Raw genomic sequence first — 25,311 nt, 5'->3', positions numbered from 1 at the left:
CAAAGAAACTACACGCTCCTCCCGGGCCCGAACGGCAAAAATGGCAAAGGAGCGCTGTGAATCCCCTGGGAAAAGCTTGGCAATGGCCGGAGAAGCTGAGAATGGCCTCAGCGCCGGGACATGTAGACGTCGAACGCCTTGTGCAGCAGACGGTTCAGCGGGAAGTCCCACTCCCCCACGTACTCCACGGCCTCGCCGCCCGCGCCCACCTTGAAGCGGAGCAGGCCGAGCAGATGGTCGGACTCCTCCAGGGTGTCGGTGATGCCCCGGAAGTCGTAGACATGGGCGCCGAGTTCGTGGGCGTCGCACATCATCCGCCACTGCATGGCGTTGCTGGGCTGCACCTCGCGCTTGCGGCTGGTGGAGGCGCCGTAGGAGTACCAGACGTGGCCGCCGACGACCAGCATGGTGGCCGCGGCGAGGAGGTCCCCGTCGTGGTGGGCGAGGTAGAGCCGCATCCGGTCGGGGTGTTCGGCGGTGAGCGCGCTCCACATGCGCTCGAAGTACGGCAGCGGGCGCGGGATGAACCGGTCGCGTGCGGCGGTCTCGGTGTAGAGCTCGTAGAAGGCCGGCAGGTCCTCCCGACCACCCCGGACGATCTTCACACCCGCCTTCTCGGCCTTCTTGATGTTGCGCCGCCACTGCTGGTTCAGTCCGCGGTGGACGTCCTCCAGGGACCGTCCCGCGAGCGGAACCTGGCACACGTACCGCGGCTGTCCGGCGGCGAACCCGTCCTCGCCGCCGGGTTCCGCCTGCCGCCAGCCCATGCGGCGCAGCCGGTCGGCGAGGTCCACGCCCGGCTCGCACGACGTCGCCGGCACATCGCGCAGCCGGTGCGCGCCGGGGTCGGCGATCGCGGCCTTGACCGCCTCGGGGCTCCACCGCCGGGCCACCACGGGCGGCCCCATCTTCACCGAGAAGGCGCCCCTGGCCTTCAGGTGGGCCAGCATCGGATCAAGCCAGCGCTCCAGGTCCGGGGCGTGCCAGTCGATGACCGGCCCCTCCGGGAGGTAGGCCAGGTACCGCTTCACCTTGGGCAGCGGCCGCAGCAGCACCAGCCCCACTCCCGCGAGCCGCCCGTCCGCCTCGAACCATCCCAGGCTCTCGGCCTGCCAGTCGGGTTTCACATCCCCCCATGACGGCAGCTGCAGATGGCTGACCGAGGGCCGCTCCGCCACGAAGGCGAGGTGCTCGGCACGGCTGATCGGGCGGAGGGTGAGGGACATCGGTGGGGCTCCTTCGAGTCCGGGCCGGTTCCCCCGGTGGGCCGGCCGGCTGTCGGCGAAGATCGCGGTGCCCTGTCACCCTACGAAGCACCCCGCCCGTCCTCCGGTCCCACGCCCCCGGCACCTCCGTGTCCGTCGCCCGAACAGCGACCTTCCCCGGGCCGCGCACGCGCAGGGTGAGGCCCTCGGCAGGCCGGCCGGGAAGCCGACTCGGTCGATCGGCGGGAGCAGCACGGCCAGGCGCGTGCGCTCCTCGCTCAACCGGCTCCGCTCAACCGCCCTCGCTCGACCGCCCTCGCTCAACCGGCGTCACTCATCCCCCTCGCTCAACCGGCTCCGCTCATCGGCTCCGCTCATCCGGCCTCGCCAAACCGGCTCCCCTTGTCCGGCTCCGCTCAATCGGCTCCGCTCATCCGGCCTTCCTCCCCTTCGCGTCCAGCGCCTCCGCCAGCACCTCCGCCAGGTGCCGGCCCCGGACGCCGGCGAGCTGCTCCAGCTGTGTGCGGCAGGAGAAGCCGTCCGCCAGGACCACCGTGCCCCGCGGTGCCTGCCGCACCGACGGCAGGAGCTGTTCCTCCGCGCAGGCCCGGGACACCTCGAAGTGGCCCCGCGCGAAGCCGAAGTCGCCCGCGAGCCCGCAGCAGCCGCCGCTCAGCTCGCCGGTGAGGCCCGCGGCCGCGCGCAGCCGGCGGTCGGGGCCGTCGCCGAGCACCGCGTGCTGGTGGCAGTGGGTCTGGCCGGCGACCGGGCGGCCGACGGCGGGCGGGCTCCAGTGCGGGGCGTACTGCTCCAGCGTCTCGGCGAAGGTGCGGACCGCGGCGGCCAGCCGGTCCGCGCGGGGATCGTCGGGCAGCAGTTCCGGCAGGTCGGTGCGGAGGGCGGCGGCGCAGCCCGGTTCCAGCACGACGACCGGGACACCGGCCCGCAGCACCGGCTCCATGAGGTCCAGGGTGCGGCGCAGGACCGCGCGGGCGCGGTCGAGCTGGCCGGTGGAAACATAGGTGAGGCCGCAGCAGACGCGCGCCCGGCGGGCGGTGAGCAGCGCGGTCGCGGCCCGGGTCCGGCCGTCGCCGACCGCCCCCCGGCGGGTCCGCAGCGTCGGTGGGAGGGCCACCCGCAGTCCGGCTGCCTCCAGCACCCGTACGGCGGCCCGGCCGACGGACGGGGACAGGTGCTCGGTGAAGGTGTCCGGCCAGAGGACGACCAGGGCTCCGGTGTCCCGGCCGGGGCGCCGCGCGCGCCACCACGCCGTGAACGTCCGCGTCGCCAGCCGCGGGATCCGCCGTTCCTCCGCGATCCCGCCGAGCCGCTTGCCGAGGCGGGCCAGCGGCGGGACCGCAGCGAGCGCGTTGAACAGTGCGGCCGTGCGGGTGCGGGCGGTCCAGCGCAGCCACTGCGGCAGCCGGCCCATGCTGTGGTGGGCGGCGGGGCGGCGGCGGCCGGCGTAGTGGTGGTGCAGGAACTCCGCTTTGTAGGTGGCCATGTCGACGCCGACCGGGCAGTCCGAGCGGCAGCCCCTGCACGACAGGCAGAGATCGAGGGCGTCCCGGACCTCGGTGGAGCGCCAGCCGTCGGTGACCACCTCGCCGGCCAGCATCTCGTGCAGCAGCCGGGCCCGGCCCCGGGTGGAGTGCCGCTCCTCGCCGGTGACCCGGAAGGAGGGGCACATCACGGCGGGGCCGGCCGCCGTGCTCGTCCGGCACTTGGCGACGCCGACGCAGCGGCGGACGGCCGCGCCGAAGTCGCCGCCGTCGGTCCGGTAACCGAAGGACACGTCGACCGGGCGGCTCGGCAGGACGGAGAAGCGCAGGTCCCGGTCGAGCGGGGCCGGGCGGACCAGGACGCCGGGGTTGAGCAGGCCGTCGGGGTCCCAGACCGCCTTGGCGCGTTCGAACAGCCGTACCGTCTCCGCGCCGTACATGCGGGGCAGCAGCTCCGAGCGGGCCAGACCGTCGCCGTGCTCCCCGGACAAGGAGCCGCCGTGGGCCACCACGAGGTCGGCCAGCTCCTCGGAGAAGCGGCGGAAGCGGCCGGCGCCGGCGTCGGTGAGCAGGTCGAAGTCGATGCGGACGTGGATGCAGCCGTCGCCGAAGTGGCCGTACGGCGTGCCGCGCAGCCCGTGGGCGGACAGCAGGGCCCGGAAGTCGCGCAGGTAGGCACCGAGCCGGGCGGGCGGCACCGCGCAGTCCTCCCAGCCCGGCCAGGCCTCGGTGCCGTCGGGCATCCGGGTGGCCGTGCCGGCCGCGTCCTCGCGGATCCGCCACAGGGTGCGGCGGGCGGCCGGGTCCGTCACCACGAGGGAGGCGAGCACGTCGGCCGCGCGCACGATCTCCGCCGCACGCGCGCCCGCCTCCGCCGCCGTCTCCCCGCCGGTCTCCACGAACAGCCAGGCGCCGCCGGCGGGCAGCCCGGCCCCGGCCGGCACCAGGTCGGCGGCCATGCCCTCCACCGTCAGCGGCCGCAGGGGCAGCAGACCCGCGGCGGCTTCGGCGGCCGCGCTCTCGTCGGCGTACGCCAGCACGGCCAGGGCGCGGGCGCGGGGGTCCTCGACCAGGCGGACGACCGCCTCGGTGAGGATGCCGAGGGTGCCCTCCGAACCGCAGAAGGAGCGGGCGACGTCCGCACCCTTCTCGGGCAGCAGGGCGTCCAGCGCGTAGCCGGAGATGCGGCGGGGCAGGTCCGGGAAACCCGTGCGCAGCCGGGCCAGTTCGCCCTCCGCCAGCTCGCGCAGCCCTGCCGGGGCACCCGCCCAGTGCGGCCCGAGCCGCAGCCGCTGCCCGCGCGCGGTGACGACGGACAGCTCCCGCACGCTGTCCGCGGTCGTGCCCCAGGCGACCGAGTGCGAGCCGCAGGCGTTGTTGCCGATCATTCCGCCGAGCGTGCACCTGCTGTGGGTGGAGGGGTCGGGGCCGAACCGCAGCCCGTGCGGGGCGGCGGCCTCCTGCAGCCGGTCCAGGACGAGGCCCGGCTGCACCACCGCCGTACGGCTTCCGGGGTCCAGCTCCAGCAGGCCGGTCATGTGCCGGGTGAAGTCCAGCACCACGCCGGTGCCGGTGGCCTGCCCGGCGATGGACGTGCCCCCGCCGCGGGCCACCACCGGCACGCCGTGCGCCCGGCACACCTCCAGCGCGGCCGCCACGTCGTCGGCGTCCACGGGCGCCACGACTCCGAGCGGGACGCGCCGGTAGTTGGACGCGTCCATGGTGGTCAGGGCGCGGGCGGTGGCGTCGAAACCGACCTCGCCGCGGACGGCCTCGCGCAGCGCGTCCGCGAGAGCGGCGGCATCGGGGACACCGGCACCGGTGGCGGCTTCGGCTCGATCTGTCATGCGTCCAGGATGCATCCGATCACGTACAGTCACCGAGAGTTTTCCACAGACCCGTCGTTATTGTCGTACGACATCACAAGTCTACGTCCCGGCGATCTCGTCTCATCCGACGGACAAGAGCACGCCCGGCTCTCCACCAGCGGTTAACCTCGTCCCGTGGCCGACATCCAGATTCCCGCTGACATCAAGCCCGCCGACGGACGCTTCGGCGCGGGCCCCTCCAAGGTGCGGACCGAGGCGCTGGACGCCCTCGCCGCCACCGGTACCTCCCTGCTGGGAACCTCCCACCGTCAGGCGCCGGTCAAGAACCTGGTCGGCAAGGTCCGCGAGGGCATCTCCGAGCTGTTCTCCCTCCCCGAGGGCTACGAGGTCGTCCTCGGCAACGGCGGCTCCACCGCCTTCTGGGACATCGCCACGCACGGCCTGATCGACAACAAGTCGCAGCACTTGAACTTCGGTGAGTTCTCCTCCAAGTTCGCCAAGGCCGCCAAGCTCGCCCCCTGGCTGGCCGAGCCCACCGTCGTCGCCTCCGAGCCGGGCACCCACCCGGAGCCGCGGGCCGAGGCCGGCGCCGACGTCTACGCCTTCACCCACAACGAGACCTCCACCGGTGTGGCCATGCCGATCAAGCGCGTGGCCGGCGCCGACGAGGGCGCGCTCGTCCTCGTGGACGCCACCTCCGGCGCGGGCGGCCTCCCGGTCGACATCGCCGAGACCGACGTCTACTACTTCGCCCCGCAGAAGTCCTTCGCCTCCGACGGCGGCCTGTGGATCGGCGTCTTCTCCCCGGCCGCCGTCGAGCGCGCCGAGCGGATCCACGCCTCCGGCCGGCACATCCCGGAGTTCTTCTCGCTCCCGACGGCGATCGACAACTCCCGCAAGAACCAGACGTACAACACCCCCGCCCTCTCCACCCTCTTCCTGCTGAACGAGCAGCTGGAGTGGATCAACGGCCAGGGCGGCCTCGACTGGTCCACGGCCCGCACGAAGGACTCCTCGACCCGCCTGTACAGCTGGGCGGAGGAGGCCAAGTACGCCACCCCGTTCGTCTCCGACCCGGCCAAGCGCTCGCAGGTCATCGGCACGATCGACTTCTCCGAGGACATCGACGCCGCCGCCGTCGCCAAGGTGCTGCGCGCCAACGGCATCGTGGACACCGAGCCGTACCGCAAGCTCGGCCGCAACCAGCTGCGCATCGCGATGTTCCCGGCGATCGACCCGGCGGACGTCGAGGCACTGACGAAGTGCATCGACTTCGTGATCGAGAAGCTCTGACCTCGCGCGTACGACGACGAAGGGCGCCCGGTGTTCGTCACCGGGCGCCCTTCGGCGTGTGCCGTGCGCCGCGCTACGCGAACTGCCGGACGAAGGCCTGCCAGCTGTCGCGGGAGACGGTGAGGAGGGGGCCGTCGTCCTGCTTGCTGTCGCGGACGGCTCGGCCGCCGGGGGCCGTGTCGGCGACCTCTACGCAGGCGTTCTCCGCACCCGAGTAGGAGGACTTCCAGAAGGGGCTAACAACCTCGGTCACGATGTGTCTTCCTTCAAGCTCCGCAGTATGCCCCGGATGAGCTTCGCACTCGCGTCCGGGGCCAACGCGGCCGATCGTAGTACGTCGTATGCATTGGCGTAAGCGGCCAGATCCTCGGCCCCTTCGAGGACTGAGGTGCCGCGCAGGTTGTCCATGGCGACTGCTTCGACCGTCGGTTCCTCGTCGAAGCTGAAGGAGGAGAAGGCGGAGGAGTAACCGGCCAGAACGCTCGCGCTGAACGGCAGCACCTGCACGGTGACGTTCTTCCGCTGCCCGATGTCGAGGATCGCGGACAACTGCTCGCGGTGAACGTCGACCTCCACCAACGGATGCCTGACGACTGCTTCCCAAATGATGGCCGTGTACGACGCTCCACCCTCCTCGATCTTCGCCTGCCGACCCATGCGTACCTTCACCAACTGGGCGGCCCTTTCCGCCCCGATGTAGTGGGGACTGGCCGCGATAACCGCTTCCGCATAGGCCGGAGTCTGCAGGAGCCCGGGCACCATGACCGGCTGCCACTCCCGGATATATGTCGCGTCGTCCTCCAACGCGATGTGATCCACGTAGTCCGGCCGCAGGTGTTCCGCGTGTTCGAGCCACCAGCCCCGGTTCTTGGAGTGCTTCGCCAACTCCTCCAGCTTGGCACGCACTTCCGGGTCGCTGACGCCGTACGCGTCCAGCAGCAGCCGCACTTCGATCACGCGCGCGGTGACGTGCCCGCTCTCAAGGCGACTGACCCTGGCCTGACTTGCAGCGATGATGTCGGCGGCCTCCAGCTGGTCCACCTTGGCGGCCTGTCGGTACTGCCTCAGCGCCGTGCCAAGACGCCTGCTTCGTACGGTCGGACGTCCACCTGCGGGCATGGGAACTCCCCTCTCTTCCGGCCACGATGCCACACAGACGGTCCGTCCCGAGCAGCCTTCACTCGATCGAGTGGACCATTGAATGTATTCAGTTGGAGGACTTGTACGTGCTCTGCATACAGTCGTAGCTTCCGGCCCATGCCCTCAACCGAGACCTTCCGCATCCCCACCCGCAGCCAGCACGTGCCCACCGCCCGGCACTACGTCCGCAAAGCCCTCGCCGACTGGGGCATCACCGACGACCTGGCGGACCGGGCGCTCCTCTCGGCGAACGAACTCGTCACCAACGCCGTGAGCCACTGCCGGGTCTCCCACGCCCGGGTCCGCGTCACGCTCGTCCTGTGCGGCCCGGACCTGCTCCTGGAGGTCTCCGACCCGGACCGGGACCGGCTGCCCCGGCCCCGCGACCCCGCCCTGGACGAGGGGGGCGGACGCGGGCTCGCGCTGGTGGCGGCGCTGGCCGACGCGTGGGGGCATCGGCAGGGGCCCTACACCAAGACCGTGTGGGCCCGGTTCACGCTCACTCCCGCGGAGGCGGACCGTGCGTGACGCACCGAGCCCCTACGACGCCCGTTGGCGCCGCTGGGCCAGACGCTGCCGTGCCGCCGGCCGCTGGCTCCCCTTCCCCCGTGACGAGGAGTGCTGGCAGGCCCCGCCCCCGGCGCCGGCGCCCCGGTGGGAGACCGCCGAGGACGTCGTACGGCCGTACGTCCTCAGACCTTGATGCCGCGGCGGACCCGGGCGATCACCTGCTGGGCCTCGGCGCCGTAGACGGCCGACTCGGCGAAGGTGTCCCAGACGCGGCGGTAGAGGGCGATCGTTTCGGCATCGTCCAGCCAGAGTTCGGCGTGCCAGTCCTCGACCACCACGAGGCGCTCGTCCAGTATGGAGAAGGGGTTGCCCGGCGGGATGCGAAGAGCCGCGTCGAGGGGAACAATGCCGAGGTGCACCGTGTCCATGCCCACTACGCCCAGCAATCGATCGAGTTGGGCAACCAGAACCCCCGGTGGACATACCTGGGCCCATAGGGCCCCTTCCCACATGAGCAGGTTCAGTCGCTTTCCAGGTCGGTACAGCCACTCCTGTCGCTGCATGCGGGCCCTCACGGCCTCGTCCATGTCGCGTGGGGAGCAACGGAGATCCGTGTAGCGCTCGAAAACGTATCGGGCGTACTCAGCGGTTTGAAGCATGCCGTTGACCAAGTTGTTCTCCCACATATGCAGGATCCGGGACTCAGCAACGAGCGTGTTCCACGTTTCCTGCACGGGACGGTGCCCTGCGGCCAGCTGGCGCCGCCAGGACCGGATGTGGCTTTCGAAGCCTCGTAGCCGGGCACGGAGTTCAGCGAACGCCATCGGCTGCCCCACGGCATCGGCCCATGCCCGTAGGTCGTCGTCCGTGGGAGTCTGTCTGCCGTTCTCCAGCTTGCTGACCTTTGACTGCGGCCATCCCAGCCGCTGGGCCAGCTGGGTTCCGGTGAGCCGGCCATCAGGATTTTCGATACGTAGTCCCCTGAGCTTGCGCCCAAGTTCCTCGCGTGCCCTCTGATAGTCCGTGCTCACCGGTATCCGCTCTTGCCCCTATGCGTCGTCGTGCATCTCAGCCGTGAACTTCGCCCACGGTACGGCGTGGTGCCAAGCAGCATCCCGCACCATGCAGCAGCGCACCACCTCTGCGGGCTCGGTGATCAGCTCCACGTGGGTGAGCTGGTCGTTCTCGTCGAACCGGAGGAGTGCGATGAGGCGGCTGTCGAACAGCCAGAAGTCCTCGGCGGGCAGCAGGAGCCGGTCGGCGTCGGCACGCCACAGGTTGCGGATGTCCTCACCGAGACCGACGTTCCACCTGGCGCTGTCGAGGAGGTACCGCTGACCGGTGGTGGCCGGCTGGTCCACGATGCGTACCCGCTCGATCCGCCTGCCCTGCGCGGTGTGCGCGCGAATCGTCTCGGTCCACCAGCCGTAGAGCGAGTCAGAATCCGCGCCTTCGCCAATCGTTCCATCCTTGATGAAGCGTTTCCACCTGCCGCCTGCTTCATCACTTGCATACCGGCGGCGCGTCTCCAGCCGCCACGCGGTGTGCTCGAACTTCTCGAACAGGGTATTGAACTCGTCCAGATCGATGGTGCGCACTTGCCGCGTACGCTTCTTCGGAGTCCAGTCCACCAGGAGATCGCGCGGCACCACCACGGCAACCTCACCCTCGGAGAAGTGCTGAAGCTGTGCGACGTCCTCCGGGTCGGTGAGCGGCGGGCCGTGGACGATCACCTCTCCGCTGCCCACATCTTCATGCACCGACGGGCATCCGGTAACACCGCTCCCCGTCCCGTTGAACCGCAACCTGCGCGCCATCTGCAACCCCCTTGAGGTCTGACGATGTTGGCGCTCACAAGATGTCGGTGCCCCTGAGTGAATGTCCATGCATCCAGAGTGACCGCGCGAGAATAACCGCGAATATTTGGCGCCTTGCTTCCCGCCCTCCCCCTACGGTCATCGACCAGAGCCACGGAGCAGAAAGGTGCACCCCATGGTGAACGGAAGTGACCTGTACGCGCTCGACCTCAGCGGCGTCTCGTTCGTGACGGCTTGCGGGGGCAACACTCACCCGGACGGCGAGTCGTGCCTCGTCCTCGCCCGGATCGGGCACGACGCCTGGGCCCTCGGTGACAGCAAGCGGCCCGACAAGGAGCCGCTGCGGTTCAGCACGGAGGAGCTGGCCGTGGCCGGGATCGACCCGGCGCGGTTCGGGCTGTCCGTCTGAGCCGTCCCCTCGTCCCACCGGTCCCGGTCGGGCACGGACCCGGCCGGGACCGGTCCGTCCCGGCGAACTGGATACTGCCGTGCACCACCACGCCTATCTCTGGGCCGGTCCCAAGGACCGTTTCGACCAGGAAGCACTGCGGCGGCCGCCGCATCCCGACCCGCCCCCGGCGGAGAGCAAGCCGGAAGTGATCCTGCGGTACCGGGAGGTGGCCACGGAGTTCTCCAAGTCGGAATTGCCGCCGATCGAGACGGCGTACTGGCTCGTCAAGCCGCGTTCGCTGGTTCGCGGCACATGGCCGGACCCGGACGCGGCGGCGGCCTGGCTCGGTGACCGTCTGACCGAGTACGCGCCCCGGTTCGCGTCCCCCGCGCAACGCGCCGCCGGCCGTCCGGCCGCACTCGTCGCCTCCGCCCGCGAGCGGCTGGCGACCGGTGGCGACGTGTCGCTCGGCTTCTACCTCGAACGCCCCGCCTACCTGTCCCTGGCCCTGGTGACCTGCTCCCCCAACCGCACGAGCCCCGGCCTGCCCTGCCCGTTCGACGCGTGAGGACGCCCGACCGGTGCCGGGCGTCCCCCTGTCAGACCGACGGGCGGGTGGGGCTCATGTGGCCGTGCAGGCCGGTGACGGTGCCGGTCCGCCGCCCGGTGTGCCGCTGAAGCCGAAGCTCGTCGAGGCGCCGGCCGCCACGCCGCCGTTGTGCGGCGCGTTCGACGCCGTCACGGTCGCGCCGCTCTGCGTGTAGCCCGCGTTCCACATGGACGTGACCTTCTGCGAGCCGCTCCACGTCCACGTCACCTTCCACGACGTGAGCGCCGTGGTCCCGGTGTTGGTGACCTTCACCTCCGCGTTGAAGCCGCTCCCCCAGTCGCTGCTGACGGCGTAGGAGGCCCTGCACGCGACCGTGCCGCCACCACCGCCACCGCCGCCACCGCCGCCGCCACCGCCGCCGCCGCCGCTGCTCGCGAACAGCGGTGCCTTGACGTTGGCCAGGTACCCGTCCTTCACGGTGTCGACGGTCGTCCAGTCGTCCTTCAGGATGCCGCCGGTGTCCCCGGAGTTGGGGTTGAGGGACCAGTAGGTCCAGTGGAAGGAGTCGGCGCCGTACGTCGACGTCGGCCGCAGGTAGTTGGCCAGCGCGGCGAGCCACTTCTGGTCGACGGCCGACTGGAGCGTCGTGCCGAACTCCCCCACCCACACGGGGGCGATGTTCTGCTTGAAGATGTAACCCCAGTACTTGTCCCAGATGCCCGGCATGTTGTCCGGGAAGGACGGGTCGCTGAACCAGCTCTGCTGGGCGACGCTCGTGGCGTAGTCGTGGGCGGAGTAGACGACCCGGTCGGCCACGCTGAGCTGCACCGGGTACTGGGCGACGCCCATCAGGTTGCCGCCCCACCAGCCGGAGACGCCGTTGACGGTCTGCACGCCCTCGACGAAGACGAGCAGGTCCGGATTGACCGAGAGCACCGCGTTCCCGGCGCGCTGGGCCGCCAGGCGCCAGTCGGTGGCCTGGTCGCCGCAGCCCCAGCAGGCCGGGTCGTGCGGCTCGTTGTGCAGGTCGATGCCGATGACCGTGTCCTGGCCCCGGTAGCGCGTGGCCAGCGCCTTGAGGTTGGTGATCCAGGTGGACTCGGGCACGGAGGCCGTGTACCAGAGCGCCGACTGGCCGGCGGAGTCGGGCCGATGCCGGTCCAGGATCACCTTCAGCCCGTCCTGCCCGGCATACGTGACGATCTTGTCCAGCACCTGGAGGGAGCCGAGCCCCTGGAGGTCGGCGTTCTTCCCGGCGGAGAAGTCGATGCCGCTGGGGACGGCGCCCGGCTTGAGGATGTCGTCGCTGTAGGGCAGCCGGAGGGTGTTGTAGCCCAGCGTCTTCACCTGGTCGATCATGCTCTTGTAGTCCCGGGACCACAGGCCGTGGACCACCTGGTTGCTGGTCTCGAAGCCGAACCAGTTGATCCCGGCGATGCGCACCGGCTGCCCGGCGGCGTCCAGGATCTGCCGGCCGCTGGTGTGCCAGTAACCGGCCCCGGGGGCGGCGGCGGCCGCGGGCGCGTCGGCCGCCTGCGCCGAGTACGCCCCGGCCAGGGGCAGGAGGAGCGCCGCCGCGGCGGCGCACAGCGCTCTTCGTAAGCTGCGGAACATGCGTCTGCTTCCTCTCGGGAGGCGCGGCCCGCGCCGGATGGGAGCGCTCCCACCACCGCGCACCCCTCAAGTAACGGGCGACTCCCCGGTCACGTCAAGACATGCGGCACACCCTGGTACGGACGACCGGCCCGAACGCGGGTACGCACCGCCGGCCGGATCACGGCCCGGTCCGGCCCCGTCCGGTCCGCCCCCGTCCGGCCCAGCCCCGTCCGGCCCGGTCACCCCCGTCGCAGCCACCGCAGGCCGAAGAGGGCCGCCACGCCGACCACGACGATCACGGCGCCGACCTTCAGGCTCCCGCCGCCGCCCTCGTCCGCCGACTCACCGGAACCCCCGTGCCCCGACGGCGACTTCGCGGCGGGCCGGTCCGGGGCGTCGACCGCCCGTACGGCGCTGTCCGCGCCCTCGCTGCCGAACATCAGCCGGGTGCCGTCGGCGGAGTAGGACACGGACTCGCCCTGCCCCTGCAAGGGCACCTCCAGGGTCCCCTCCCGCTTGATCCGGCCGCCGTTCCAGTCGTAGTGGATGCCGCCGAAGTAACCGCGCACGGCAAGGTGCTCGCCGTCCGGGGAGAAAGCGGCGTCGGTGGCCCAGAGGTCGACGGCGGCGACGGGCCGGAAGACGTTCGCACCGGAGGTGGAGAGGGTGGCCGGGCCTTCGTACAGGTGCCCGCCGTCCTCCTGCTTGTCCACGATGTAGACGCGCCCGGTCTTCGGGTGGACGAGCAGCGACTCGGCGTCGCGCGGGCCGTCCGCGTACTTCACCACGTACTGCGTGGCCGTGACCGTCTGGTCGGTCAGGTTCTTCGGCTCGGGCAGCCGGTAGACCCACACGTACGGCCACTTGCCGCCGAAGTTGTCCCCGATGTCGCCGACGTAGATCTCGTTGTGCGGTCCGATCGACACGGCCTCGACGTCCCGCGGGGAGCCGATGCCGCGCAGGGTGATCCGGGCGACGGTCTTGCCGGTGGCGCTGTCCACGGCGTAGAGGTACGGCCCGTCGTCGCTGTCGTTGTGCGTCCAGTAGACACCGGGGTGCTGCCGTGAGGCGGCGAGCCCGCTGGACTCGGTGATCCGCGGGTCCTTGATGGTGAACCCCTGGTCGCCGGCTCCGTCGGCGGCCGAAGCGGCGGCGGAGGCGGGGAACGCGCAGGCACCGGCGAGCAGGAACCCGGCGAGAACGGCGGACGATCGACGCATGCCCCAAGCCTGCCATTGTCCCCGGGCGTTCCGGGACGTGATCGTCGGGAGGCGGCGGACGTGGCAGGCCTCACAACGACCGCCGGCCCCACCGCTGCCCGGCCTCGTCCATCATGAGCGGATGCTTAGGTTCATGCCGGTGGGTGACTCCATGACGATCGGGAGCGCGGGCGAACACACATGGCGTCACCGGCTGTGGCAACACCTGCGCACGTCCTACGGCGGCCCGTTCACCTTCGTCGGCCCCCGCGAGACGCTCTACGACAAGCAGACCGACGCCCCGACGTCGCTCGCCTACGCCGACCCCGACTTCCCGCGCGGCCACCTGGCGGGCTGGGGCGAGGGCTGGCTGCACATGGCCCCGCTGATCGGCGACGCGGTACGGGAGCACCGCGCCGACGTCCTCCTGGTCTCCCTGGGCCTGATCGACCTGGGTTTCTACACGAACGCCGAGCAGACGGCGGAGAACGTGCGCGCCTTCGTCGCCGGCGCACGGCAGGCGGACCCGCGCGTCCGCATGGTCGTCCTCCCGGTGATACCGAACGTCCGGGCCGAGGCGGACGAGCCCTTCGCCGCCCAGGTGGACCTCTTCAACGACCTGCTGGCGAAGTGCGTGGCCGACCTGGACGAACCCCGGTCGCCCCTCCTGCTGGCCTCACGGCCGCAGGGGTACGACATCCACACCGACACCTACGACGGCACCCATCCCAACGCCGCCGGGGAACACCGGATCGCGGCGGCCTTCGCGGCGGCGATGTGGGAGGCGTGGGGGCTCGGACAGCCGTACGCGACTGGAACAAGCTGACCGAAATCCGAAGTCTCCCGGTCGCGGTGCCTATCGTTGAACAGCACGGCTGCACCGGTCCATGGGCAGCCGGGGAGGAGCGCCACGATGACCGTCCTCGAAGACAGGACCGAGATGGCCGACGCCGATGCCGACACCGAGAGTCTGGACGAGTGGTTCGATCGGCTGGAGCGCATGCCCGTCCCCGAGGGATACAGGGTCGAGATCGTCGGGGGCACCGTCTACATGACGCCGCAGCGGGACACTCATTGGCTGATCATTCGCGAGTTCCTCTGGGCTCTCGCGGACAGGTTCGGGAGGAAGGCGAAAGTCTTCTCGGACGTCCGCATCGACTTCCCGGGCCATGAGAACGGGTTCTGCCCGGACGTCGCCCTGCTCAAGGACTCGGCGGAGAAGGACGACAAGGGCCACTGGCGGTACCAGGACGTCGAGTTCGTCGCCGAGGTCATCTCCCAGGGCACGGCCGCCAACGACTACGGCCCGAAGAAGACCGCGTACGCGGTGGCCGAGGTCCCCGTCTACGTGATCGCCGATCCGTACCAGGGGCGGTGCCACGCCTACACGCACCCCAAGGACGGTGACTACGCCATGCGGACGTCGGTGGACTTCGGCACCGACGTCGATCTGACCGGCACCGTGGTCGACCTCGTGCTCGCCACCGGTGAGTTCCCCCGCGACTAGCCGCCCCCCTCCCGCACTGCGGCGTCCCCGTCCCGGCGCGGGACGCCGGACGCGCTGCCGGCAGGTCTTGCATAGAGCGCACTCCAAGCCGTTGGCTGGTGGACCATGGAGTACACGCAGCTTGGACGCACGGGACTCAAGGTCAGCCGGCTCGTTCTCGGGACGATGAACTTCGGTCCGCAGACCGACGAAACCGACAGCCACGCGATCATGGACGCGGCGCTGGACGCGGGCATCAACTTCTTCGACACCGCCAACGTGTACGGCTGGGGGGAGAACAAGGGCCGGACCGAGTCCATCATCGGCAACTGGTTCGCCCAGGGCGGCGAACGGCGCGACAGGACCGTCATCGCCACCAAGGTCTACGGCAACATGGGCGTCGACGGCGAGGCCGCCTGGCCCAACCACGACAAGCTCTCCGCGCTGAACATCCGGCGCGCGGTGGACGCCAGCCTGAAGCGGCTGCAGACGGACTACATCGACGTCTACCAGTTCCACCACATCGACCGGAACACGCCGTTCGACGAGATCTGGCAGGCGATCGACGTCCTGGTGCAGCAGGGCAAGATCCTCTACGCCGGTTCCAGCAACTTCCCCGGCTACAAGATCGCCCAGGCCAACGAGGCCGCCGCCCGCCGCGCCGGCACCATCGGCCTGGTGAGCGAGCAGTGCCTGTACAACCTCGCCGAGCGGCGCGCCGAGATGGAGGTCATCCCGGCCGCGCAGGAGTACGGCCTCGGTGTCATCCCGTGGTCGCCGCTGCACGGCGGTCTGCTGGGCGGGATCATCAAGAAGGAGGTCCAGGGCGGCCGCCGCGCCTCCGGCCGGGCCGCCGACACCCTGGCCGACCCGACGGCCCGCGCGCAGATCCAGGCGTACGAGGACCTGCTCGACAAGCACGGCCTGGAGCCCGGCGAGGTGGCGCTGGCCTGGCTGCTGACCCGGCCCGGCGTGACCGGCCCGATCGTCGGCCCGCGCACCGCCGAGCAGCTCCGGTCGGCGCTGAGGGCCGTGGAGCTGGAGCTGAGCGAGGAACTGCTGAGCGCGCTGGACGACATCTTCCCGGGACCGGGCCCGGCGCCGGAGGCCTTCGCCTGGTGAACGGCGCGCACCGGGGGCGGTGGGTACGGCGCCCGGCCACCGGGGTCCGTGGGTACGGCCCCCGGGTGCGCCGGGCCCGCGCCGCTACCTGACGGCGGAAGCCACGGCCACCACGACGAACATCAGCACGAGCGCACCGGCCATGATCCGGTTCCGGGTTTTCGGTTCCACGTGTTCGAGACTAACCGGCCCCGCCCAGTGCCCAGCGGGCGACCGCCTCGTACCGGGGCTGCTCGCCGGGTACGCCGGAGGCCGGCAGGTGGCTGCGTACCAGCACGAGGTCGGTAACGGTCCAGGTCCGGCCGGTGAACTCGCGCAGCAGCTCCACCTGCGGCCGTACATCGGCCGGGCCCCGGCTGCGGGCCAGTGTGAGATGTGCCTTGTAGCGCCGGTGCTCCCCCATCGGCACCCCGGCCTTCCGGGCCGCCGCCTCGGCCCGGTCGGCCAGCAGCCGCAGCGCCTCCACGTCGCCCCGGGCGCCCGCCCACAGCGCGCGGCCCTGCCCGAACCGGCCGCCGCCGGAGACGGCGAGCGGGAAGGGGTCCGCACGGCGGGCCGCGCGCTCCAGGCGGTCCGACAGGGCGGGTACGAGGTCGTCGGCGACCTCGCCGTAGAAGGCGAGGGTGAAGTGCCAGCCGGGGCGGTCGGTCCAGCGCAGCCGGCCGGCGCCCGGCAGCTGCCGCAACCGGTCCACCTCGGCGGCGAGTTCGTCGGCGACGTCCTCCGGGGGCAGTACGGCGGCGAAGAGTCTCATGGGGCTCACGATCCCAGAACCCGGCGGGCGGGACGCCCCTGGCCGTCACCGGCCCGGAGATCCGGTACAGACCGCGGGCCCGGTCCGCGGCCGCCGCCGGCTCGGACGGCGCGGCACGCGAGCGCGGGGAAGGCCCGTGGCGGCCCCCGGCCCGCCGCGGGCCCGCCGCCGGTCCCGAAGGGTCCGGAAGGCCCACCGTCGGTCCGGAGGGGTCGGCGGCGGTCCGGAAGGCCCACCGTCGGTCCGGAGGGGTCGGCGGCGGTCCGGAAGGCCCACCGTCGGTCCGGAGGGGTCGGCGGCGGGCCGGAAGGTTCGGGGGCGGGCCGGCAGGTTCGGCGGCGGCCCCCGCGAGACGCTTACGCGGCCGTTGGGGGCCGGCAGGTTCGGCGGCGGCCCCCGCGGGACGCTTACGCGGCCGTTGCCAGTCGCTCGCGCTCGCGCGGGACGAAGCGGATCCGCGGGTGGCCGTGGTGCCAGCCGACCGAGAGCCGCAGGCCGCCGATGCGGGCCAGGACCAGGCCGACCACGCCGGCCGCCGCGGCCGACACCACACCGCCGGCCAGGAAGCCGGCCCGGGCGCCGTAGGTGTCGGTGATCCAGCCGACGACCGGCGCGCCCAGCGGCGTGCCGCCCATGAACACCATCATGAACAGGGCCATCACGCGGCCGCGCATGGCCGGGTCGGTGGCCATCTGCACGGCGGTGTTCGCCGTGACGTTCACCGTGAGGCCGAAGACGCCGATGGGGACCATCAGCAGCGCGAACAGCCAGTACTGGGGAACCGCCGCGGCCACCATCTCCAGCACGCCGAAGGCCAGCGCGGCGGCGATCAGGACGCGCAGCCGGGCCGTGCCGCGCCGGGCCGCCAGCAGGGCGCCGACCAGGGAGCCGACGGCCATCAGGGTGTTGAAGAGGCTGTAGGCGCCGGCCCCGGCGTCGAAGACGTCGTCCGCGTAGGCGGACAGCCAGACCGGGAAGTTGAAGCCGAAGGTGCCGATGAAGCCGACCAGGACGATGGGCCAGATCAGCTCCGGCCGCTTGGCGACGTAGCGCAGGCCCTCCCGCAGCTGGCCCTTGCCGCGGGGCGCGCGCTCGACCGCGTGCAGTTCGCGGGCGCGCATCAGCAGCAGACCGGTGATGGGCGCGGCGAAGGACAGGCCGTTGGCGAGGAACGCCCAGCCGGTGCCCACTCCGGTGATCATGAGGCCGGCGACGGCGGGGCCGACCAGCCGGGCGGACTGGAAGTTCGCCGAGTTCAGGCTGACCGCGTTCTGCAGCTGGCCGGGGCCGACCATCTCGGAGACGAAGGACTGGCGGGCCGGGTTGTCGACGACCGTGGCGAGGCCGACGGCGAAGGCGGCGACGTAGACGTGCCAGACCTGGACGTGGCCGGAGAGGGTCAGCGCGGCGAGCGCGAGACCGGTGACGGCCATCGCGGACTGGGTGACCAGCAGCGTGGGCCGCTTGGGCAGGCGGTCCACGAGGACGCCGCCGTACAGCCCGAACAGCAGCATCGGCAGGAACTGCAGGGCCGTCGTGATGCCGACGGCCGCGGAGGATCCGGTGAGGCTGAGGACCAGCCAGTCCTGGGCGATGCGCTGCATCCAGGTGCCGGTGTTGGAGACGACCTGGCCGGCGAAGAAGAGGCGGTAGTTCCGGATCTTCAGCGAGCTGAACATCGAGGACTTGGCGGCAACGGGGGTGGCAGGGGTCGGTGCGGGGGCGGAAGGTGTTCCGGATCCCGTACTCAAAGGGTTCGCCTCCTCTTGGTGCGCTTACAGATGTGCGAGTTTCTCCAGCACGGGGGCGGCGGCCCGCAGGGCGGCCCACTCGTCCTCGTCGAGGCCCTCCACCAGACCGGCCAGGAAGGCGTTGCGCTTGCGGCGGCTCTCCTCGAGCATGGCCTCGGCCTGCTCGGTCTGGGTGACGACCTTCTGGCGCCGGTCCTCGGGGTGCGGCTCCAGCCGGACCAGCCCCTTGGCTTCGAGGAGCGCGACGATGCGGGTCATCGACGGCGGCTGGACGTGCTCCTTGCGGGCGAGCTCGCCCGGGGTGGCACTGCCGCAGCGGGCGAGGGTGCCGAGCACCGACATCTCGGTCGGGCTCAGCGACTCGTCGACCCGCTGGTGCTTGAGCCGACGGGACAGCCGCATCACGGCGGAGCGGAGGGCGTTCACGGCGGCAGCGTCGTCGCCATGCGTAAGGTCCGGCATGTTCTTTAGTCTAACTCATTACCCTGGCTAAGTACCACTCGGGTACGCCACCGCCGTCCGTGACGCCCGCCATCGCGCCGCATATCACCCGTACGAGTGAGCCGGTTCCGGAAAGTGACACACCGGACGGCCGGCTGTGGCAACCCTCGTACGCATGGGGACCAGCGTGCTCAGCCTGCGGATGGACGGGGAGCTGCTCGAAAGGCTCCGGCACCGCGCGGCCAGAAGAGGAATGAGCGTCCAGGACTATGTCGTCCGGACGCTCATTCGGGATGACTTCGACGAACGGTTCCAGACCGCCGTCGAGGAGACGGAGAGGTTCTACGGGGTCACCTGACGGCTCCCGCGCGGGCTCAGGTCAGGCCCAGCGCCGGCATCAGGTAGTAGAAGGCGAAGACCGCCGAGACGACGTACATCGGCGCCGGGATCTCCCGGGCCCGGCCGGCGGCCAGGCGCAGCACGACGAAGGTGATGAAGCCCATGCCGATGCCGTTGGTGATCGAGTAGGTGAACGGCATCATCAGCATCGTCACGAAAGCCGGGACCGCGATCGTGTAGTCCGCCCAGTCGATCTCCTTGACGGAGTTCGACAGGATCAGGAAGCCCACCGCGATCAGCGCCGGGGTAGCCGCCTGGGACGGGACCATCGTGGCGATCGGCGTGAGGAAGAGCGCCACCGCGAAGAGGCCGCCCGTGACGACGTTCGCCAGACCGGTCCGGGCGCCCTCGCCGACGCCCGCCGTGGACTCCACGAAGGCGGTGGTGGCCGAGGAGGAGGTGCCGCCGCCCGCCGCGACCGCGAGGCCGTCGACCAGGAGGACCTTGTTGATGCCGGGCATGTAGCCCTGGGCGTCGGTCAGCTTGGCCTCGTCGCCGATGCCCATGATCGTGCCCATCGCGTCGAAGAAGCACGACAGCAGGACCGTGAAGACGAAGAGGATGCCGGTCAGCACGCCGACCTTGGAGAAGCCGCCGAACAGGCTGACCTGGCCGACCAGGCCGAAGTCGGGCGTGGCGACCGGGTTGCCCGGCCACTTCGGGACCGTCAGGCCCCAGGAGGGGATGGTGGCGACCGCGTTGATGATCACCGCGAGGACGGTCATGCCGACGATCGAGATGAGGATCGCGCCGGGCACCTTGCGGACGATCAGCGCGAACGTGAGCAGCGCGCCCAGGATGAAGACCAGCACCGGCCAGCCGGTGAGGTGACCACCGGTGCCCAGCTGCAGCGGGACGGTGGTCTGGGCGGCGTCCGGCATCCGGGTGACGAAGCCGGAGTCGACCAGGCCGATCAGCATGATGAACAGACCGATGCCGATCGAGATCGCCTTGCGCAGGCCGAACGGCACGGCGTTCATCACGCGCTCGCGCAGGCCGGTGGCGACCAGCAGCATCACCACGAAGCCGGCCAGTACGACCATGCCCATCGCGTCCGGCCAGGACATGCGCGGGGCGAGCTGGAGCGCGACGACCGAGTTCACGCCGAGGCCGGCGGCGAGGGCGATCGGCACGTTGCCGATGACGCCCATCAGCAGGGTGGCGAACGCGGCCGTCAGCGCCGTGGCCGTCACCAGCTGCCCGTTGTCCAGGTGGTGCCCGTACATGTCCTTCGCGCTGCCGAGGATGATCGGGTTCAGCACGATGATGTACGCCATCGCGAAGAAGGTGGCGAAGCCGCCGCGGACCTCCCGGGCGACGGTGCTGCCGCGCTCGGAGATCCTGAAGTAGCGGTCGAGGGGGCCGTACGCGGCCGAACCGCCCGGCTTCTCGGGGGTGGGGACCTTGGCGCGAGCCGAGGTGGACATGGAGGACCTCATCACCAGCGAGGTTCCCCCGAGCCCCGTTGGAGTTTCATACGATCAGAAGCGGTCAAAGACAAACGGTTTCAGTATGAATGCATGAGTGCCGTAACGCTATCTCCGCGCGTAGACAGGGCCGGCGCTTAAGCTGTGCGCATGGCTAAGTGGACCCCCAAGCACGAGGCGCCGGAGCCCCTGGAGGGGCCCGTGGTCGCCACGATCACCGGCGGCACCCTCGTGTGGTTCGTCCTCTTCCTGGTCCAGCTCCCCTTCTACGGCTGGTTCGACGACCACGGGCACCTGTGGTGGCTGTGGACCTGCCTGGCCGGGGGTGGGCTGGGGCTGATCGGGGTCTGGTACGTCCGCAGGCGGGACGCGGCGATCAAGAGGGCGGCGGCGCCGGGGCCGGCGGCGGCCGAGTAGTCCCGTCGGCCGTCACCGCCCCGGTCCGGTGGGCGGGTGGGCGGGGGCCGCCGTACCGTCGGAGGCATGAGCCACATGGACGCGGGTGCCGAAGTCGACCCCGTGCGACCCGTGGCCCTGCCGAAGAGGCCGGCCGGGCTGACCGGTGCCGAAGTCGCGGACCGCGTCGAGCGCGGTCTCGTGAACGACGTGCCGGTGCGCAGCAGCCGGTCGCTCGCGGAGATCGTGCGGGCGAACGTCCTGACCCGGTTCAACGCGATCATCGGCGTGCTCTGGGTGATCATGCTCTTCGTCGCGCCGATCCAGGACAGCCTCTTCGGCTTCGTCATCCTCGCCAACACCGGCATCGGCATCGTCCAGGAGTGGCGGGCCAAGCAGACCCTGGACTCGCTGGCGGTGATCGGGGAGGCCCGGCCGACGGTACGGCGGGACGGGGTGGCGACCGAGGTGGCCACCCACGAGATCGTCCTGGACGACCTCGTGGAGATCGGCCCGGGCGACAGGATCGTGGTCGACGGGGTGTGCGCGGAGGCGGACGGCCTGGAGATCGACGAGTCGCTGCTCACCGGCGAGGCCGACCCGGTCGTCAAACGCCCCGGCTCCCCGGTGCTGTCCGGCAGCTTCGTGGTCGCGGGCGGCGGCGCCTTCCAGGCGACGAAGGTCGGCCGCGAGGCCTACGCCGCCCAGCTCGCCGAGGAGGCGTCCCGCTTCACCCTCGTCCACTCCGAGCTGCGCTCGGGCATCTCCACGATCCTCAAGTACGTCACCTGGATGATGGTCCCGGCGGCCCTCGGGCTCGTCGTCACCCAGCTCGTCGTGGAGAAGGACGAGCTGGACGACGCCGTGGCCCGCACGGTCGGCGGGATCGTCCCGATGGTCCCCGAGGGGCTGGTGCTGCTCACCTCCGTGGCCTTCGCGATCGGCGTCATCCGGCTCGGCCGCCGGCAGTGCCTGGTGCAGGAGCTGCCGGCCATCGAGGGCCTGGCCCGTGTCGACACCGTCTGCCTGGACAAGACCGGCACGCTCACCGAGGGCGGCATGGACGTCACCGAGCTGCGCACGCTGGACGGGGCGGACGAGACGTACGTGCGCAAGGTGCTCGGCGCGCTCGGCGAGTCCGACCCGCGCCCGAACGCCTCCCTCCAGGCGATCATCGACGCCTACCCGGACAGCGACGAGTGGCGCTGCGTGGAGTCGCTGCCGTTCTCGTCCGCCCGCAAGTACAGCGGGGCCGCGTTCAGCGAGGGCGACGGCGAGAGCAGCACCTGGCTGCTGGGCGCCCCCGACGTCCTCCTCGGCCCCGGGGACCCGGCGCTGGCGGAGACGGAGCGCCTCAACGAGCAGGGTCTGCGCGTCCTGCTGCTGGCCCGTGCCCACCGCGACCTGGACGACGCCGAGCCGGCCCGGGGTGCCCGCCCCACCGCCCTGGTGGTCCTGGAACAGCGGCTGCGGCCCGACGCCTCCGACACGCTGCGCTACTTCGCGGAGCAGAACGTCCGCACCAAGGTCGTCTCCGGCGACAACGCGGTGTCGGTCGGCGCGGTCGCCGCGAAGCTGGGGCTGGCGGGCACGGCGGTGGACGCGCGGCGGCTGCCCCCCGACCGGCCGGCGATGGCCGAGGCCCTGGAGGCGGGGACCGTCTTCGGCCGGGTCACCCCTCGGCAGAAGCGGGACATGGTCGGCGCGCTCCAGTCGCGGGGGCACACGGTCGCGATGACCGGGGACGGCGTGAACGACGTGCTCGCGCTGAAGGACGCCGACATCGGCGTGGCCATGGGCTCCGGGTCGGAAGCGACCCGTGCGGTGGCGCAGATCGTGCTGATGGACAACAGCTTCGCGACCCTGCCCTCGGTGGTCGCGGAGGGCCGCCGGGTGATCGGCAACATCACGCGCGTGGCGACGCTGTTCCTGGTGAAGACGGTGTACTCGGTGCTGCTCGCGGTGCTCGTGGTGTGCTGGCAGGTGGAGTACCCCTTCCTGCCCCGGCACCTGACCCTGCTCTCCACCCTCACCATCGGCGTCCCGGCCTTCTTCCTGGCCCTCGCCCCCAACAGCGAGCGGGCCAGACCGGGCTTCGTGCGCCGGGTGATGCGGTACGCGGTACCCGGCGGCCTGGTGGCCGGAGCGGCGACCTTCGCGACGTACCTGCTCGCCCGGCACCACTACGCCGGGCCCGGCGCCTTGGACGCCGAGACGAGCGCGGCCACCCTGACCCTGTTCCTGATCTCGCTGTGGGTGCTGGCGATCATCGCCCGCCCCTACACCTGGTGGCGGGTGGTCCTGGTGGCCGCGATGGCCGTGGCCTTCCTGCTCGTCCTGGCGGTCCCGGAGCTGCAGGACTTCTTCGCGCTCAGGCTGGTCGGCATGACCCTGCCGTGGACGGCGGTCGGCGTGGCGGCGGTGGCGGCGGCCGCCCTGGGGTACCTGTGGAGGTGGGTCGACCGCCGCTTCCCGTCCTGAGACGGGTGTGACGGGTGTTACTGCACGTCGACGTAGTCGCCCGGGGCGCTGACGGCCGGGGTGGTCGAGGTGCCCGCGAAGCTGAAGCGCCAGTAGCCGTCGTAGTTGGCGGTGGTGGTGGTCTTCAGGTTGCCGGAGGAGTCCGTGTACACCGTCTTGACGGTGGTGTAGGTGGTCGTGCCCGCCTTGCGGAACTGCAGCTTGACCGGCTGGCCGGAGTAGCCGTGGTACAGGTTGTCCTCCCAGTTGGCGCGGGTCAGCTTGCCCGTCACCGTGAGAGTGCGGCCCTTCCCGACCGGCTCGGGGCCGGCGTTGACCGTGAGCTTGGAGTTGCGCTGCACCGAGGTGCTGCCGAGGCCGCCCTGGTCCTTGTAGCCGACCTTGCTCAGGTCGGGCTCGTCCTGGTTCTGGCCGTTGAAGGCCACGGCCTCGGCGCCCACGCTCCAGGAGCCGGCCCAGGCGTTCATCAGGTCGCCGTAGTCCGGGTAGATGTCGACGGTGCCCTTGCACGTGGCCGTCGTCGCCGAGGTGGCGGTGCAGGTCGCCGGTTCGTCGCCGTACAGCTCGGCGGTCGGGTCGTCGTACGAGCCCTTGTAGAGGAAGGCGTCGGTGTAGAAGTCCGCCGCCGTCACGTCCACGTCGGCGCCGTGCGTCAGCGTGTACGAGTAGCTCGCGCTCACCTTGCTGGTGGTGCCGACCTTGATCGCCTTGGCGATCGTGACGTTCGAGAAGCTGACGTTCAGCGTGTACGGCGTGCCCGCCTCACCGGTGGCGTGCGCGGCCGGGACGGCGAGGGCGGAGAGGGCCAGGGCGCCGGAGACGGCGGCCACGGTGGCACGTATGCGCATTGCGTTCCCCTGGAGGGAGAAGTGATCGTGGAGTCGGTCGACTCACCCGGGTCAGATCCACGAGACACACGATGGGTTGTACGGCAAGACCGATTCCCGGCCAGATTTTTCGCCGGGCCCGCCCGCACGCGACACCGGACCGGCCCGCACGCGACACCGGGCCCGCCCGTATGCGGCGCAAACGGGGCAGAACGTATGCGGCGCAAGCGGGGCAGAACGTGCCGCACCCGGGGCCCGGTGATCGCCTGGGCCCCGGGTGCGCCGGGTTCAGCGGACGTCGACGAAGTCACCCGCGGCGCTGACCGCCGGGGTGGTCGTGGTGCCCGCGAAGGAGAAGCGGTAGTAACCGTCGGCCGTGGCCTTGGTCGTCGTCTTCAGGCCGCCCGTGGAGTCCGTCGTGACGGTCTTCAGCGTGGTGTAGGTGCTGGAGCCCTTCTTGCGGAACTGCAGCTTGACGGCCTGGCCGGTGTAGCCGTGGTACTTGTGGTCCTCCCAGTTGGCCCGGGAGAGCTTGCCCGTCACGGTGAGGGTCTTGCCCTTCGTCACCGGCTCGGGGGAGGCGTTGACCGTCAGCGTGGAGTTGCGCTGGACCAGGGTGGTGCCCAGGTCGAACTGGACGGCGGTCTTCTCGCTGTCGAAGTCCAGGGCGATGGCGGCGCCGTGCCAGGTGCCGGCCTGGGAGTTGCGCAGCCGCAGGTCGGCGTCGGTCTCCCGCGGGTCGATGTCGATCGGACCCTTGCAGGTGGCCGTGGTGGCCGAGGTCTCGACGCAGGTGGCCGGGTAGTTGCCGCCCTGGACGCTGTCCGGTTCCTCGGCGGAGCCGCGGTAGATCAGCGGCCCGGTGGCGAACGTCTCGCTGTCGACGTCGACGTCGGCGCCGTGGGTCAGCGTGTAGGTGACCGTGGTGGAGACCTTGCTGGTGGTACCGACCTTGATCGCCTTGGTGATCTTGAAGTCGGAGAACGACACGTCCAGGTCGCCGATCGGCGCCGAGGTCGCGCTGAAGGCCGCCTTGCCCGAGCTGTGCTGCGCGACGGCCCGCAGGGCCTCGGCGCGGTACGACGGGCCGCCGTCCGCCGCGTGCGCGGCGGGCAGGGCGAGGGCGGAGAGGGCCAGGGCGCCGGAGACGGCGGCCACGGTGGCACGAAGGTGCATGTGTTGTCCCTGCTAGGTG

Annotated in this window: 25 protein-coding genes; 11 read left to right on the top strand and 14 right to left on the bottom strand. The window is 71.2% G+C overall.

Features of this window, described 5'->3' with window-relative positions:
• Positions 1-107: 107 nt before the first annotated feature.
• Entirely contained in the window at positions 108-1,226 is a 1,119-nt protein-coding gene (locus ABZ576_RS05070) for a peptidoglycan bridge formation glycyltransferase FemA/FemB family protein (protein ID WP_360735900.1), read from the bottom strand.
• A 409-nt stretch (positions 1,227-1,635) separates the two neighbouring features.
• Entirely contained in the window at positions 1,636-4,554 is a 2,919-nt protein-coding gene (locus ABZ576_RS05065) for an FAD-binding and (Fe-S)-binding domain-containing protein (RefSeq protein ID WP_360735898.1), read from the bottom strand.
• Between the two features lie 156 nt (positions 4,555-4,710).
• Between ABZ576_RS05065 and serC the strand changes: the two genes are divergently transcribed.
• Positions 4,711-5,829, top strand: a complete 1,119-nt coding sequence (gene serC / locus ABZ576_RS05060; protein WP_360735896.1) for a phosphoserine transaminase — start codon at positions 4,711-4,713, stop codon at positions 5,827-5,829.
• Positions 5,830-5,902: 73 nt separating this feature from the next.
• Here the strand turns inward: serC and ABZ576_RS05055 are convergent, their stop codons facing one another.
• Positions 5,903-6,082 carry a DUF397 domain-containing protein gene (locus ABZ576_RS05055; protein ID WP_360735894.1) on the bottom strand — a complete coding sequence of 60 codons (180 nt, stop codon included), beginning with the start codon at positions 6,080-6,082 and terminating at the stop codon, positions 5,903-5,905.
• Positions 6,079-6,948: a helix-turn-helix transcriptional regulator gene (locus ABZ576_RS05050; RefSeq protein WP_360735892.1), complete on the bottom strand. Its 870-nt coding sequence runs from the start codon at positions 6,946-6,948 to the stop codon at positions 6,079-6,081. Before ABZ576_RS05050 ends, ABZ576_RS05055 begins: the two co-directional genes overlap by 4 nt.
• 138 nt (positions 6,949-7,086) lie before the next feature.
• On the opposite strand from ABZ576_RS05050, the gene ABZ576_RS05045 reads away from it, so the two are divergent.
• Positions 7,087-7,497, top strand: coding sequence for an ATP-binding protein (locus ABZ576_RS05045; protein WP_360735890.1), 411 nt, complete (start codon positions 7,087-7,089; stop codon positions 7,495-7,497).
• Positions 7,490-7,672: a hypothetical protein gene (locus ABZ576_RS05040; RefSeq protein WP_360735888.1), complete on the top strand. Its 183-nt coding sequence runs from the start codon at positions 7,490-7,492 to the stop codon at positions 7,670-7,672. The genes ABZ576_RS05045 and ABZ576_RS05040 overlap by 8 nt, the downstream gene beginning before the upstream one ends.
• On the opposite strand, the gene ABZ576_RS05035 is transcribed toward ABZ576_RS05040, so the two are convergent.
• Together ABZ576_RS05035 and ABZ576_RS05030 are read right to left on the bottom strand one after the other, a co-directional pair.
• On the bottom strand, positions 7,662-8,510 hold the full coding sequence (locus ABZ576_RS05035) for a helix-turn-helix transcriptional regulator (RefSeq protein ID WP_360735886.1): 849 nt from the start codon (positions 8,508-8,510) through the stop codon (positions 7,662-7,664). The two genes, ABZ576_RS05040 and ABZ576_RS05035, sit on opposite strands and share 11 nt — an antisense overlap.
• Positions 8,511-8,528: 18 nt before the next feature.
• Positions 8,529-9,296, bottom strand: a complete 768-nt coding sequence (locus tag ABZ576_RS05030) for a DUF6879 family protein (protein WP_360735883.1) — start codon at positions 9,294-9,296, stop codon at positions 8,529-8,531.
• Positions 9,297-9,471: 175 nt separating this feature from the next.
• On the opposite strand from ABZ576_RS05030, the gene ABZ576_RS05025 reads away from it, so the two are divergent.
• Positions 9,472-9,705 (top strand): DUF397 domain-containing protein, encoded by a 234-nt coding sequence (locus tag ABZ576_RS05025; protein WP_360735881.1) that lies wholly within the window; start codon positions 9,472-9,474, stop codon positions 9,703-9,705.
• A 79-nt stretch (positions 9,706-9,784) separates the two neighbouring features.
• Positions 9,785-10,255, top strand: a complete 471-nt coding sequence (locus ABZ576_RS05020; protein ID WP_360735879.1) for a hypothetical protein — start codon at positions 9,785-9,787, stop codon at positions 10,253-10,255.
• A gap of 54 nt (positions 10,256-10,309) precedes the next feature.
• On the opposite strand, the gene ABZ576_RS05015 is transcribed toward ABZ576_RS05020, so the two are convergent.
• Together ABZ576_RS05015 and ABZ576_RS05010 are read right to left on the bottom strand one after the other, a co-directional pair.
• Positions 10,310-11,851 carry a cellulase family glycosylhydrolase gene (locus tag ABZ576_RS05015; RefSeq protein WP_360735877.1) on the bottom strand — a complete coding sequence of 514 codons (1,542 nt, stop codon included), beginning with the start codon at positions 11,849-11,851 and terminating at the stop codon, positions 10,310-10,312.
• A gap of 221 nt (positions 11,852-12,072) precedes the next feature.
• A complete protein-coding gene (locus tag ABZ576_RS05010; protein ID WP_360735875.1) occupies positions 12,073-13,053 on the bottom strand; it encodes a WD40 repeat domain-containing protein in 981 nt (326 codons plus the stop codon).
• 121 nt (positions 13,054-13,174) lie between these two features.
• Between ABZ576_RS05010 and ABZ576_RS05005 the strand changes: the two genes are divergently transcribed.
• The 3 genes from ABZ576_RS05005 to ABZ576_RS04995 all read left to right on the top strand — a co-directional run bounded on the left by ABZ576_RS05005 (position 13,175) and on the right by ABZ576_RS04995 (position 15,640).
• Positions 13,175-13,858 (top strand): GDSL-type esterase/lipase family protein, encoded by a 684-nt coding sequence (locus tag ABZ576_RS05005; protein ID WP_360735873.1) that lies wholly within the window; start codon positions 13,175-13,177, stop codon positions 13,856-13,858.
• 87 nt (positions 13,859-13,945) lie between these two features.
• The gene (locus ABZ576_RS05000) at positions 13,946-14,539 is read left to right on the top strand and encodes a Uma2 family endonuclease (RefSeq protein ID WP_360735870.1); all 594 of its coding nucleotides are present in this window, start codon (positions 13,946-13,948) and stop codon (positions 14,537-14,539) included.
• 105 nt (positions 14,540-14,644) lie between these two features.
• Positions 14,645-15,640: an aldo/keto reductase gene (locus tag ABZ576_RS04995; RefSeq protein WP_360735867.1), complete on the top strand. Its 996-nt coding sequence runs from the start codon at positions 14,645-14,647 to the stop codon at positions 15,638-15,640.
• Between the two features lie 181 nt (positions 15,641-15,821).
• On the opposite strand, the gene thpR is transcribed toward ABZ576_RS04995, so the two are convergent.
• The 3 genes from thpR to ABZ576_RS04980 all read right to left on the bottom strand — a co-directional run bounded on the left by thpR (position 15,822) and on the right by ABZ576_RS04980 (position 18,607).
• On the bottom strand, positions 15,822-16,394 hold the full coding sequence (thpR, locus tag ABZ576_RS04990; protein WP_360735865.1) for an RNA 2',3'-cyclic phosphodiesterase: 573 nt from the start codon (positions 16,392-16,394) through the stop codon (positions 15,822-15,824).
• 407 nt (positions 16,395-16,801) lie between these two features.
• Positions 16,802-18,073, bottom strand: a complete 1,272-nt coding sequence (locus ABZ576_RS04985; protein WP_360736647.1) for an MFS transporter — start codon at positions 18,071-18,073, stop codon at positions 16,802-16,804.
• A 96-nt stretch (positions 18,074-18,169) separates the two neighbouring features.
• Positions 18,170-18,607 carry a MarR family transcriptional regulator gene (locus ABZ576_RS04980; protein ID WP_030642980.1) on the bottom strand — a complete coding sequence of 146 codons (438 nt, stop codon included), beginning with the start codon at positions 18,605-18,607 and terminating at the stop codon, positions 18,170-18,172.
• A gap of 154 nt (positions 18,608-18,761) precedes the next feature.
• On the opposite strand from ABZ576_RS04980, the gene ABZ576_RS04975 reads away from it, so the two are divergent.
• The gene (locus ABZ576_RS04975; protein ID WP_360735862.1) at positions 18,762-18,944 is read left to right on the top strand and encodes a ribbon-helix-helix protein, CopG family; all 183 of its coding nucleotides are present in this window, start codon (positions 18,762-18,764) and stop codon (positions 18,942-18,944) included.
• 16 nt (positions 18,945-18,960) lie between these two features.
• On the opposite strand, the gene ABZ576_RS04970 is transcribed toward ABZ576_RS04975, so the two are convergent.
• Positions 18,961-20,412, bottom strand: a complete 1,452-nt coding sequence (locus ABZ576_RS04970) for an NCS2 family permease (RefSeq protein WP_360735860.1) — start codon at positions 20,410-20,412, stop codon at positions 18,961-18,963.
• A gap of 150 nt (positions 20,413-20,562) precedes the next feature.
• On the opposite strand from ABZ576_RS04970, the gene ABZ576_RS04965 reads away from it, so the two are divergent.
• Together ABZ576_RS04965 and ABZ576_RS04960 are read left to right on the top strand one after the other, a co-directional pair.
• Positions 20,563-20,829 (top strand): DUF2530 domain-containing protein, encoded by a 267-nt coding sequence (locus ABZ576_RS04965; protein ID WP_360735858.1) that lies wholly within the window; start codon positions 20,563-20,565, stop codon positions 20,827-20,829.
• Between the two features lie 66 nt (positions 20,830-20,895).
• A complete protein-coding gene (locus tag ABZ576_RS04960) occupies positions 20,896-23,289 on the top strand; it encodes an HAD-IC family P-type ATPase (RefSeq protein WP_360735857.1) in 2,394 nt (797 codons plus the stop codon).
• Between the two features lie 17 nt (positions 23,290-23,306).
• On the opposite strand, the gene ABZ576_RS04955 is transcribed toward ABZ576_RS04960, so the two are convergent.
• Both ABZ576_RS04955 and ABZ576_RS04950 read right to left on the bottom strand, forming a co-directional pair.
• A complete protein-coding gene (locus tag ABZ576_RS04955; RefSeq protein ID WP_360735854.1) occupies positions 23,307-24,137 on the bottom strand; it encodes a hypothetical protein in 831 nt (276 codons plus the stop codon).
• Positions 24,138-24,404: 267 nt separating this feature from the next.
• Positions 24,405-25,292: a hypothetical protein gene (locus ABZ576_RS04950; RefSeq protein WP_360735852.1), complete on the bottom strand. Its 888-nt coding sequence runs from the start codon at positions 25,290-25,292 to the stop codon at positions 24,405-24,407.
• Positions 25,293-25,311: the final 19 nt, after the last annotated feature.

Origin of the sequence: Streptomyces sp. NPDC013455, from assembly GCF_040632975.1 — a bacterium.
Classification (GTDB): Bacteria; Actinomycetota; Actinomycetes; order Streptomycetales; family Streptomycetaceae; genus Streptomyces.
Note: the sequence above shows the minus strand (reverse complement) of the source record. Positions and strands in the feature narration are given on the sequence as shown.

Bases quoted from the DNA above. Each gene is read 5' to 3' on its own strand.
- ABZ576_RS05070 (WP_360735900.1), bottom strand. From the start codon at position 1,226: ATGTCCCTCACCCTCCGCCCGATCAGCCGTGCCGAGCACCTCGCCTTC.
- ABZ576_RS05065 (WP_360735898.1), bottom strand. From the start codon at position 4,554: ATGACAGATCGAGCCGAAGCCGCCACCGGTGCCGGTGTCCCCGATGCC.
- ABZ576_RS05050 (WP_360735892.1), bottom strand. From the start codon at position 6,948: ATGCCCGCAGGTGGACGTCCGACCGTACGAAGCAGGCGTCTTGGCACG.
- ABZ576_RS05045 (WP_360735890.1), top strand. From the start codon at position 7,087: ATGCCCTCAACCGAGACCTTCCGCATCCCCACCCGCAGCCAGCACGTG.
- ABZ576_RS05030 (WP_360735883.1), bottom strand. From the start codon at position 9,296: ATGGCGCGCAGGTTGCGGTTCAACGGGACGGGGAGCGGTGTTACCGGA.
- ABZ576_RS05025 (WP_360735881.1), top strand. From the start codon at position 9,472: ATGGTGAACGGAAGTGACCTGTACGCGCTCGACCTCAGCGGCGTCTCG.
- ABZ576_RS05015 (WP_360735877.1), bottom strand. From the start codon at position 11,851: ATGTTCCGCAGCTTACGAAGAGCGCTGTGCGCCGCCGCGGCGGCGCTC.
- ABZ576_RS05010 (WP_360735875.1), bottom strand. From the start codon at position 13,053: ATGCGTCGATCGTCCGCCGTTCTCGCCGGGTTCCTGCTCGCCGGTGCC.
- ABZ576_RS05005 (WP_360735873.1), top strand. From the start codon at position 13,175: ATGCTTAGGTTCATGCCGGTGGGTGACTCCATGACGATCGGGAGCGCG.
- ABZ576_RS05000 (WP_360735870.1), top strand. From the start codon at position 13,946: ATGACCGTCCTCGAAGACAGGACCGAGATGGCCGACGCCGATGCCGAC.
- ABZ576_RS04995 (WP_360735867.1), top strand. From the start codon at position 14,645: ATGGAGTACACGCAGCTTGGACGCACGGGACTCAAGGTCAGCCGGCTC.
- thpR (WP_360735865.1), bottom strand. From the start codon at position 16,394: ATGAGACTCTTCGCCGCCGTACTGCCCCCGGAGGACGTCGCCGACGAA.
- ABZ576_RS04985 (WP_360736647.1), bottom strand. From the start codon at position 18,073: ATGTTCAGCTCGCTGAAGATCCGGAACTACCGCCTCTTCTTCGCCGGC.
- ABZ576_RS04980 (WP_030642980.1), bottom strand. From the start codon at position 18,607: ATGCCGGACCTTACGCATGGCGACGACGCTGCCGCCGTGAACGCCCTC.
- ABZ576_RS04975 (WP_360735862.1), top strand. From the start codon at position 18,762: ATGGGGACCAGCGTGCTCAGCCTGCGGATGGACGGGGAGCTGCTCGAA.
- ABZ576_RS04970 (WP_360735860.1), bottom strand. From the start codon at position 20,412: ATGTCCACCTCGGCTCGCGCCAAGGTCCCCACCCCCGAGAAGCCGGGC.
- ABZ576_RS04965 (WP_360735858.1), top strand. From the start codon at position 20,563: ATGGCTAAGTGGACCCCCAAGCACGAGGCGCCGGAGCCCCTGGAGGGG.
- ABZ576_RS04960 (WP_360735857.1), top strand. From the start codon at position 20,896: ATGAGCCACATGGACGCGGGTGCCGAAGTCGACCCCGTGCGACCCGTG.
- ABZ576_RS04955 (WP_360735854.1), bottom strand. From the start codon at position 24,137: ATGCGCATACGTGCCACCGTGGCCGCCGTCTCCGGCGCCCTGGCCCTC.
- ABZ576_RS04950 (WP_360735852.1), bottom strand. From the start codon at position 25,292: ATGCACCTTCGTGCCACCGTGGCCGCCGTCTCCGGCGCCCTGGCCCTC.